At 55.7% G+C, this 8,033-nt stretch carries 10 protein-coding genes; 3 read left to right on the forward strand and 7 right to left on the reverse strand.

The window, feature by feature from the left end; translation table 11 throughout:
• Nucleotides 1–204 precede the first annotated feature (204 nt).
• The 5 genes from H165_RS19405 to H165_RS0117610 are packed head-to-tail and all read right to left on the reverse strand — an operon-like array spanning nt 205 to nt 4,832.
• Nucleotides 205–501 carry a YkgJ family cysteine cluster protein gene (locus H165_RS19405; RefSeq protein WP_078463402.1) on the reverse strand — a complete coding sequence of 99 codons (297 nt, stop codon included), beginning with the start codon at nt 499–501 and terminating at the stop codon, nt 205–207.
• 53 nt (nt 502–554) lie between these two features.
• Complete coding sequence (locus H165_RS19410; protein WP_059319059.1) at nt 555–1,577, reverse strand: hypothetical protein; 1,023 nt, start codon at nt 1,575–1,577, stop codon at nt 555–557.
• 12 nt (nt 1,578–1,589) lie between these two features.
• A complete protein-coding gene (locus H165_RS0117600) occupies nt 1,590–2,207 on the reverse strand; it encodes a hypothetical protein (RefSeq protein ID WP_017940250.1) in 618 nt (205 codons plus the stop codon).
• 22 nt (nt 2,208–2,229) lie between these two features.
• The gene (locus H165_RS0117605; RefSeq protein ID WP_017940251.1) at nt 2,230–3,792 is read right to left on the reverse strand and encodes a hypothetical protein; all 1,563 of its coding nucleotides are present in this window, start codon (nt 3,790–3,792) and stop codon (nt 2,230–2,232) included.
• Complete coding sequence (locus H165_RS0117610) at nt 3,789–4,832, reverse strand: helix-turn-helix transcriptional regulator (RefSeq protein ID WP_017940252.1); 1,044 nt, start codon at nt 4,830–4,832, stop codon at nt 3,789–3,791. The genes H165_RS0117605 and H165_RS0117610 overlap by 4 nt, the downstream gene beginning before the upstream one ends.
• Before the next feature lie 629 nt (nt 4,833–5,461).
• Between H165_RS0117610 and H165_RS19415 the strand changes: the two genes are divergently transcribed.
• Both H165_RS19415 and H165_RS0117620 read left to right on the forward strand, forming a co-directional pair.
• Complete coding sequence (locus tag H165_RS19415; protein WP_081609384.1) at nt 5,462–5,791, forward strand: hypothetical protein; 330 nt, start codon at nt 5,462–5,464, stop codon at nt 5,789–5,791.
• Between the two features lie 97 nt (nt 5,792–5,888).
• Entirely contained in the window at nt 5,889–6,857 is a 969-nt protein-coding gene (locus H165_RS0117620) for a DUF932 domain-containing protein (protein ID WP_017940254.1), read from the forward strand.
• Between the two features lie 86 nt (nt 6,858–6,943).
• Here H165_RS0117620 and vapC read toward each other — a convergent pair whose 3' ends face one another.
• Together vapC and vapB are read right to left on the reverse strand one after the other, a co-directional pair.
• Nucleotides 6,944–7,348, reverse strand: a complete 405-nt coding sequence (vapC, locus tag H165_RS0117625) for a type II toxin-antitoxin system tRNA(fMet)-specific endonuclease VapC (protein ID WP_009408500.1) — start codon at nt 7,346–7,348, stop codon at nt 6,944–6,946.
• Nucleotides 7,348–7,578 carry a type II toxin-antitoxin system VapB family antitoxin gene (gene vapB / locus H165_RS0117630; protein ID WP_003285520.1) on the reverse strand — a complete coding sequence of 77 codons (231 nt, stop codon included), beginning with the start codon at nt 7,576–7,578 and terminating at the stop codon, nt 7,348–7,350. The genes vapC and vapB overlap by 1 nt, the downstream gene beginning before the upstream one ends.
• Before the next feature lie 156 nt (nt 7,579–7,734).
• Here vapB and H165_RS18835 point away from each other — a divergent pair.
• A partial coding sequence (locus H165_RS18835; RefSeq protein WP_169333540.1) for a YqaJ viral recombinase family protein occupies nt 7,735–8,033 on the forward strand: 299 nt, incomplete at its 3' end.

The following is an 8,033-nucleotide window of genomic DNA, read 5'->3' on the forward strand; positions in this document are numbered from 1 at the left end:
GCTACGGGGTACGCGTAGCGGCTAAAAACCCTACATAAGACGACGATCTGAGCGCTTTTTGATCGATGGATCGCTTCAAAAAACAGCGAGGTCTGTAGTCGGCCAGAAATACGTGGCTACTTCAGACCATCCTTAGGGTCTCCACGTTGTGTGTGGAGGACTGTGCCGCATCAGGGCGACAGAAGATGTCGCGGCATTGAGTGTCTATGACTTCTCGGACTCAGAAGTCTCTTTCTGTTGAGCCTGCAAGAGTTCACAGGCCTGAAGATTCAGAGCAACGAATTCGTTCCACGTAAATTGCCTGGTATAGCGAAGTGCATACTGCCTATCTACCCGGCAAATGTCCGGACGTTGAGCGTAAATGCTGCAGCCTTTGTTTGCTGAGTCGTAGTGACGGCAGGTGCCGTCACCACGATCAAGAAATTGGGTTTCTTGAGCCAGGTGAACGTGCTGACAACACAGACCACATTGGGTACAGGGAAAGCTCTTAGGGCATGTCATGAGCGTTCTACAGCCGTGAAAAGAGGAAGGCCCGCCAGGGCCTTCTTTCACTTTTATGGAGTATCCAAGGAGTTTTTTTGGCCGCTTGAGACTAAAGAAATATCTCGCACTCGCTTCTCAGTAGAGAGAACCAGATTGCCATCTTGATCAAGAATAGCTGTATCTATCATGGCTTTAATCAGCTGCGCGTATTTAACTGAACGAAAAACAATTTGTTTGCTTTCCATGGAGAAATCTTGGAAATTTTCTCCGTGCTCTTCAATTGTGATTCGCATGTCGCGTGTAGCAAAGCGCAAATGCGAGGTGATCTCGGAGAGAGTTTTATTGGCAAGCAATGTAACCTGCTCAATAGCCTGAAGCTTACCTGCCATCAGCTCAGCCTGATCACTAATAGTTTTAGCTTGCTCCAGATTACTACGCGCATTATTTAGAGCCGCTTCCCCCTTATTCCCCACGATGTGCCCGAAGATAGCCAAAGCGGGGCCAGCGACGATCCCGCCGAGAACCATCATGCCGCCGGCCATACCGTAGCCACCGGTTGCAAGGGAGCCCCCGCCTAGCCAGGCCAGCGTGGCATTGGTAGCTGCAACTCCTCCGAGCGAAGAAATAGCTGTGCCTGTACTGGCAGTGGCAAGCAGCATGGTTCCATTGTAAGCGCCGAAGGCTAGTGCTGCCCCACTACCCATACCTGCTCCCAGGCCAAGCCCTGCATCCTTGAGTGCTTGATAGTCTTGGCGCAAACCAGTCAGGGCTGTAGTCGAGAAATCGCCGGCATTTAGTTTTTCCAGTTCGGGTGTCTGGATGAGTTCCACATTTTTCAGGCGACCAAAGATGGTGAGAAAGTCCGCTACGACTCCGTTAAAGACGCGTAGCTTGCGCTGTCCGTAGTTTTCCAGAGCTTCATTGGTATTCTTACGGCAACTGTCAACCTTCTGGTTGGCAGCATTAACCATGGCGCTGGCGTCATTGTTAAGGCTCTTGGCATTGCTGTGGTCGATCGCGCCGCTTACACCTTTGGCTGCACCGTAGAGGCCAGCTGCTGCGGCGGCCGCGCCGATGATGAGAGGAATGGGCATGGATTTCTCCTTTTATTCTAGAACTAGGGCGATGGTTTTGCTGACTTCGCTGTTCAAAGCTTCAGCACGATCTAGTAATTCTTCGAAGATAAAGTCTTGAATTTGATAGTGGTGCTGGAATGCTTTGAGCAGCTCACGCTCGATAGACGAGATTGATCCGTCACGCAGCGCCAACAAGATCATGTCAAACAGCATGATTTTGGGGGGTTCTGGCCGGTCCTTAGATTGATCTTCCAGAAGTTTGTCCAAGACTGCTTTTGCCGCCGCTACGCGAGTTTCAGGTAGCTCCATCTTGTGGATTGGAAAGGTCTTGAGCTCTGCTATCAGTTGCTCCTCGACAATCGATGTCGGTGCTTTCCCAGATTTCAGTCCCCCCGCCAGCACACCAGCAAGGACTCCCTCAAAACTCGAACTTCCGCGCAGGGATTGGCCTGAAGAACGCTCAAGGTCTGAGATCAGCTCACGCTCTAACTCATCCACCTGAATAGAAAGCTTGCTCAGATCGGTGTCTGATGTCAGCTCATCGTACCGTTTTCCGTCCCAGAGTATTGGGTTGTCGGAAAGTGCAAGCAGTTGGAGCAAATCGAGCAGAAGCCCCTTTTCAGGCTCCGGCAGCATCTTTATAAGCATGAGGTAGGTTCTCGCGTTCTCGTTACAGGATGAGTGGCTGGTCGGAATTCATGAAGTCCTCAAACTCGGACATGGATTGAAACTGCAGCTGTTTCCCTAGCAGCGTGGCGTACTCATTGATGGCAATTGCAAGGTCGTCAACATTGCTGGCGCTGCTCGATACAATATCGAACAGGCGTTGGGTTTCCTGGCGCAACTGAGGGATTTCGTGGCGAGTAAAGTTGTCCAGGGCCGCCTGCTCATCGGCAATGCGATCACGGGCCGCAGACTCAATGGCCCTGACGCGCTCCAGCTGTTGGCGCGAAAGCTCCAAGCTACGGGCCGCATCCAGTGCGCTCTTATAGAAGAATGAGGAAAGGGCGTAGCCGATCATTCCACCCACGGCGGCGCCGACGAATGGTACGGGAATGGCGAGTTGCCCCAGTGCGGCCATCATGCCGCTGGAGAGCATGCCTGCACCTTTTTCCCCGACTTCGCTAAGCAGTTGTGCTTCACTGATTTCGCCAGTGACGTAGCGCTTGATGGAGGTGCCCAGCGACATACAGATTGTGACGGCCAGCGCTGGGGCATTGGTACCAGCCAGGGTGCGTAAGGTTTGGTTGCTCGATTGTTGCATGCCACCTTTGAGCGCGGAGCCTGCGAAAGCGGTGGTGTATCCAAGTGCGCCGGCTTTAGCTGTATCGAGGGCCACATCCTGGGCAGCTTCACCCAACTGTTTTTTGTCTTGAGCAACATTGAACGCGTTGGTCAACAACGAAATTACGCCACCGATGACAGCGCCGTACTTCGCTCCCTCAATACCTGCCCGGTGGCTGGTGCGAGCGATATCTTTCATCGTCTCGCGCAGCGGCTTTTCTGCGTAGTCGATGGCCTGCTCGGTCGTAATCCCAAGGTCAACGATGTCTTCTTCAGCAAGCTGGTCGAACCTGTCGGCGCGCTCGCGGAATTTTTCGGCGAGCTCCGGTTTTCCTTTCTGCTCAGCCTGTAGTGCGTATTTTCTTAAGTTTTCCGCACGATTGCGGCAGTAGGTCTTGGCGTCTTCGACCTGTTCGCTGGGCAGTTCCAGCTTCTTACCGAAATATTTACTGTACTTGTGATCTTCATGGCTCACCTGGTTGGCAACTCTGTTTCCGCTGGCTTCCAACTTTGTCTGGGCTTCGTAAATGATCTTGCCGTTTTCATCCACGCGGACGCGATCCACCGCTTCGCGGTACTTTGAGTCGGTCTCAATACCGTAATGCTTCAAGTCATCGCTGCGAATCGTGCGCTCAGGCGATTTGCTGATGATCGCCTCAGCGTTGTCACGACTGGTGCTCGCCACTTCGCCCGCCCAACCCGCCCGCTGTTTGACGCCCGTATTTTCCTGGTTGATGCCTTTCAAGCCCTTGCTCAGCACTTTCCCGGCTTCATTGTCGACTCCGGTATAGGCTTTGACGTACTCGGCACTGGCACTGCCATAGCGGCTTACGGTTTCACTCGTGGAAAGTGCAGTTGCTGTGTTGCTTATATCCCGCTTGATTTCGTATCTGCTGTCGTCTTGCGCGCTGTCGCTTGAGGAGGGTGTAAGAGTGTTGCGGGACTTCATAGAGCCTCCTTGCAGGTTTCTCTATCGGTAATGGTGGCCTGCATATACAGCCTGCCCATTTTGGTCAGTTTTTCTTTGATTGCGTCTACCCACCGTTTGGGCTCATGCACGTGAATGCTCTCACCCAGCCCGAACAGCCACCAAAGCGTTTCTTGGTTTTCCGGTACCAAGGCGCGCAGGCGTTTCCAATCGCTGCCCCCCAGAGCCTCCAAACTCTGCTGCGTGCTCAGAGGGGTTTCCCCGAGCAGCCAGGCAATCTGCGGAGAGACGTCGGCAATCAGCTCCACCTGTTTGATAGGGGCTGCGCTGTTGAGATCGTTTCGAATGTAGTGGTCAATCTCGAAGTCGACGCGAGATCGGGCCGGAATATCTAGGCGCTCAGCCTGCTGGATTCGATGCAGTGCAAACTGGCGCAGGTCGTCATAGCCTTCGACACTACCAATCAGGTAGCTGATGGAGTGGCGTGAAACTAAGCCTGCGGGGTGGATTAGCAGTTTCTTCAACTCGGCTTTGCTGCGGCTCAAATAGCTGATCTGCAGCTGCTTACGCTCTACCAGGGCGGTAGAGGTCTGGTTCCAGACATGTGTGTCGATCTTTGCGGGTTGTAGTGACTTGCCATTGGGGATCGCCCGAACCTTGCGTGCCCAGTGCGCCAGACCGTTATTTTCCAGATTATCGAGATAATCGCGCGCCATACGAAACTGTGGTCCAAGCTGATCCAGCACGCTCTGAGGGAGCAGGGACTGGAGGTGGCTTTCCGCGAGGTACAGCGCCAGTGCAGTGGGGGTATCCATGGCCGACAGATCAATGGGCGCTTTGTCCGATAGGCTCCAGCGAAATGACGGGGAGCTTTCGTCGCGCAGCAGGGCAAACGGAATGGAAAGCCGATCAAGGTCGCGCTGGACAGTGCGCAGGCTTACCGAGAAACCATCATCCTTGAGCTTCTCCAGCAGGGTTGTGGTCGCAATGCGGCCTGGCTCTCGGGGAATCAGGCGTAATAGGGCAATGAGCCTGAGGAGCGTGTCCTTCGCTTCGGACATAGCTACTTCCTTGTCATACTGAAATAGAGTTACTTTTTTTGGCGCCACTTATATGGCGAACCTACACAGTTTAATATCAATTTGCCATACCGCGATAGGTATTAGCTGTGCCCAAGCGAGCGGCACTAGCCACGAGAGTCTCCAGACGGGTGGCCTGGCGCATAAAGAGCTCGGGGGAGCGACACCTGGGGCAATGATCGAAGCTCTCTTGCTGTGAACTTTTCGCGTCGCTGATTACCGAAGTCTGGTGCCAATCACAGCGGTGGCAACAATGAGTCAGGGCCTTACGCATGTGTCGCGCCTCCTTCTGTCATTCGGATGGAGGAGACATTACCAAGCCGTGACGTCAAATCCTGTCGCTGGCAGCTAACCGATGTCCAAACTGGCCCGCCTCGATTCATGTCATGCACTCGGGTTCTCTTGGAGATTTGCAGCCTCCCCCAGATCACCCAGATGTTTCTCACTCGGACTGGGGCTTTCTGCCCGACTATATCTCCTTTGTTCCAGGGTTGATGGCTACAAGGCCCGGGGGCTAACCGGCCCAGACTGTGGCCCGTCACGCCATTCGACTCGAAAAATTCTCAGCCACACATTACCGCAATGACATCAGCACCAAGGAGGATCTTCCCATGTCATTGCAGTGCCCCCGCTGTCATTCCCCCAAAGTCGCTTCCTTCCATCACGCCATGAAAGCAGGCGCGGCCATCGGCGCTGTCGGTGGTCTCGCACGTGGCGTCAGCGCTGTTCTGGCAGGCGGCAAGGCCGGCGCAGCGCTCGGCGTAATCGCCGGCCCTTTCGGTATCACACTCGGCTCGGTATCGGGCGCCATCCTCGGTGGCCTAGCCGGAAGCGTCGGTGGCTGTGCGCTCGGCGCTCAGCTTGGCGAATCGCTCGATCGCCATGTGCTGGCCCACAATCTCTGCCTGCTCTGCGGTCACCGTTTCAACCTGCCGGCCTGATCCGGCCACCGCTCTCTTCTTCCTTATCCATCACTGATTGCCGGTGCTGCGCCATGCGCGGCGCTTTATGCCGGCCTGCACCCAAAGGAAATTCGTCATGGCTCATCAAATCGAACAAATGGCTTACGTAGGCGCTACCCCCTGGCACGGCCTGGGCAACAACCTGCCGCAGAAACAGCCCATCGAAGTCTGGCAACGCGAAGCCGGCATGGATTGGCAGATCCTGGAAAGCCCTGTGCATTTCAAGTCGGACGCCATCGGCCACCTGGGCGCGATCCATTCGTTCCCGGAGCAGAAAGTGCTCTACCGCTCAGACACCAAGGCACCGCTGTCGGTGGTCTCGCAGCGTTACCACACCGTGCAGCCCAAGGATGTGCTGGAGTTCTACCGGGACCTGACCGAGGTTTCCGGTTACGAGCTGGAAACTGCTGGCGTGCTCAAGGGCGGGCGCAAGTTCTGGGCGTTGGCGCGTACCGGACAGGGCGCTGCACTCAAGGGCAATGATCAGGTAAATGGCTATTTGCTGCTGGCCACTTCCTGCGACGGCACCCTGGCCACCACAGCAACCCCCACCACCATTCGCGTTGTCTGTAACAACACCCTGACCATCGCCTTGGACGGCATCAGCCGTGCGATCAAGGTGCCGCACAGCACCCGCTTCGACGGCGATCTGGTGAAGAAGCAGCTCGGCATTGCTGTCTCGCAATGGGACGACTTCATGTACCGCATGCGCCATCTGGCTGAACGCAAGGTGCAGTGGCATGAGGCACTGGGCTTCTTCATGAACGTGATGTGTGAGACCAGCCCGACCGGTCCGCTTCCTGAACAGCTGCCGAACGAGCGCGCTCTGCGCAAAGTTCAGGAGCTGTACGAAGGCCGTGGCCGGGGCAGCCAGCTGGACTCAGCACGCGGCACTGCCTGGGGCCTGCTCAATGCCGTGACCGAGTACGTCGATCACGAACGCCGGGCGCGCAGCATTGAGTATCGATTGGACTCTGCCTGGTTCGGCCAGGGCGCGCAGATCAAGCAACGCGCCTTGGACGCAGCGCTGCAGCTCGCCGCTTAAGCTGATGCGGCATAAACACAACCCCTGATCGCCACAAGGGTGATCAGGGGTTGTTCAGCTGCTCTGCATTAAATGATCGCCCTTAATCAGGCGTTCACCCAATCCTCGACGCGCAAACCTGGGACTCGCTCGAACTCACGAAGATTATTCGTGACCAGAATCAGTCCCTGGGCACGTGCGTGTCCTGCAATCATCTGATCATACGGGCCAATAGGCTTGCCGATACGAGCCAACTCAGCTCGCAATTGCCCGGAATGAGCCGCTGCCTGAGCGTCGTAAGGCAGTACTTCCAAGCGCGCAGCGAAACCTTCAACGTCCGCCAGATTACGCTCGGGATTAGCGGACTTCTCGGCGCCGTAAATAAGCTCCATCAGGGTGACAGTGCTGATGCTCAGCTGCCCTGAATGGCGCTTGAAGGCTTCCCGCACCTGCTCAGGACGATTCTTGATCGTGAAAATGCAGATGTTGGTATCAAGCATGTACTTCAGCATCAGAACGCATCTCGCTCTTGATCTGCAGGCTGCTCGCGATCCGCCATGTAGTCAGCGGTCACACCTTCGCCATCGAACCAGACGTCCCAGGCCTCGCCTGCCGGCGTGATGATTCGGGCTCGACCAACTACCACTACATCCACCCGCTTCACATCCTCAGGCAGCGCAACCGCCTTGGGCAAACGCACCGCCTGACTGCGGTTGCTCTGAAAAACTGCACCTTGTTCCATGGAAACCTCCTGGGGATATGCCTTACGTATAGCCCATTGTGCCAATCAAGCGGGATATGTCAAAGGCATATCCCTAACTAGCCATCCACCTACCACCATAAACGCCCGGTCAGCCTTGTGCTGGCTGGGCGTTTTTATGCCTGCAGGAGAAACATGATGAAAGCTACTTCATTGAATCGCAGCACCAACAAAGCCCGCCCCGCCCTGCGCTTGGTCAGCACCAAGGAGCTGCCGCGCGAGGACTGGCTGCAGATCCGCAAGCAAGGTATCGGCAGTTCGGACGCTGCGGCTGCGGTCGGTCTGAACCCCTATAAATCGCAGCTTGAACTGTGGATGGAAAAGACCGGTCGTGATGCTGGCATGCCCAAGGCCGACCCACAGGATGAGGAAAGCCCGATGTACTGGGGCAACGTGCTGGAGCCCATCGTGGCCTGGCACTACAGCAAGCGCACCAA

The organism is Pseudomonas thermotolerans DSM 14292, assembly GCF_000364625.1.
GTDB lineage: Bacteria > Pseudomonadota > Gammaproteobacteria > Pseudomonadales > Pseudomonadaceae > Aquipseudomonas > Aquipseudomonas thermotolerans.